The 1,884-nt window shown below is 33.3% G+C and carries 1 protein-coding gene; it reads right to left on the bottom strand.

Annotated features, from left to right (window positions below; genetic code table 11):
- Window positions 1-268: 268 nt before the first annotated feature.
- Window positions 269-1,486 carry an NAD(P)/FAD-dependent oxidoreductase gene (locus tag F6K40_RS39985; protein WP_293145816.1) on the bottom strand — a complete coding sequence of 406 codons (1,218 nt, stop codon included), beginning with the start codon at window positions 1,484-1,486 and terminating at the stop codon, window positions 269-271.
- Between the last annotated feature and the right edge of the window lie 398 nt (window positions 1,487-1,884).

Below are 1,884 nucleotides of genomic sequence, written 5' to 3'. Positions count from 1 at the left end.
TACAGCAATTCCCAAAAAGCGTGAGGTACAAAATTCTTTGGTTTTAGGGAACACTTAACTGGGAATATGGAATAGGGAATAGGGAGTAGTAATTCTGATTTCGTAGGAATAGATAAAGAAGAAAAACAACTGTACCTCCTAGAGCTTGGGAAAGGCTATATCTAATCACTTTCTTCCTAATTATCTTTCTGCTTATCTGAACAATATTTTTTCATCACACTTTTCTTTTCCACAGTTTTTGTTTCACCTGGTGGTACAGTCTACTTGGCTATTTTTTCCTTTGAAATATCCAAATTTTTAATCTATTACGTAAAACTTGAAAACCATGAGAAAGAGTCGGTAAACGTTGTACATAAACACCAAGTCTTACCAAAGCTGCTAACCAACCATGTAAACTAATACCAAAACTTGAAACAGCAGCAGCATTTTTCCCTAAAGTAATCATCTCGCCTAAATGTAAATAACGAAAAGGTCTCGGACGTTTATTATTTAAAATTCCCCACAAATTTTTAGCTGCTTGACTTGCTTGTTGATAAGCAACTTGAGCTGTAGCTGGAAGTTTTTTATCATTAGGATATGAAATTTCAGCCACATCTCCTAGTACAAATACTTCTGGATAATCAACTAATTGTAAAGTTGGCTCGCAAATAAGTTGACCTCTATAATTATGGGAACAGTCTAAATTTTTCACCCATTCTCTTACTTGAGTACCTGCTGTCCACAATACAAAATCTGTCGGAATAATAGCACTTTCATTAGACTGCCATAAAGTAATTTGGTCAACTTCAATAGCATTAACACTTGTCTCTAAACTGATTAAAACATTTAGTTTATCCAAAGCACGTTGAGCATTTTTCCGAGTAGCTGAAGTAAAACTTTTCAGGATTTCTTTTCCTCTTTCTATCAAGCGTATTTCTCCCCGTCTTCCCAATCTGTCTGCTATTTTTCCTGCCAATTCTACTCCACTCGGACCTCCACCAACAATAGCTACCCGAATTAATTCTTGATTGGAATTTTCCAAACTTTGTAGTTTTTGTTCTAGGAGTTGAGTATCAGCTAAAGTTCGGAATGTCAAAACATTTTCTGCACCAGTTGGTAATTTTCCATTAGTAACTCCCACAGCAATAACTAAATAGTCATAATCTAAATTTCCTTGTTCTAAAAGTTTAACTTGACGATTTTTAAAATCAATATTTTGAACCGTATCTTGGCAAAACTGTATTTTTTTATTTTTCAGAAGTTTATCAAAACGAGGAAATATTTCCCAAGGTTCAAGTTCATCTGTAATTACCTCATAGAGTAAGGGAGTAAACACAATATGATCTTGTGGATCTATCAAAGTAATTTGACAATTTTTATTTTTAAATCCCCAATAACTATGTAGATACAAAGCTGTATAAAGACCACCGAAGCCACCTCCTAATATACAAATTTTTGTAGCTGCATTACTTCCTTTTGGTATGTTAGATTTTTGTCCAGTTTCCACAGTTTTTAATGTTTATAAATTTGATTTTTTGTTGGGTAACTTTGTACAATTTTACTATTCAGTGTTGATGTCTATAGAAATAAACATCTCACCTAAAATACATTGTCATTACCGAAACAATTAAACAATTAAATAATTAAATAATTCAGGTTTAAAGCCTCCCCAATAAAGGGGAAAAAAGCGGTTGAGGGATGCCGAGGAGACCTCGGCATATCCAATCAACCAAGAGAAATAAATTTTTTCCTTATTAGTCAATCCTCTCCCTTTTAGGGCTATGCTTTATAAACATTTTTCTTAACATAAAACTTGACAACATAGACAAGTTATGTTTTAGTCTTGAATCGGCTTTTTCAGGAGAAAAGTGTATTGAAAAACACACTTTTTTATGAATGTAGACA

It is taken from the genome of Okeania sp. SIO3I5, from assembly GCF_010672085.1.
In the GTDB taxonomy this organism is placed as follows: domain Bacteria; phylum Cyanobacteriota; class Cyanobacteriia; order Cyanobacteriales; family Microcoleaceae; genus Trichodesmium.
This window is presented reverse-complemented; position numbering and strand designations above follow the sequence as displayed.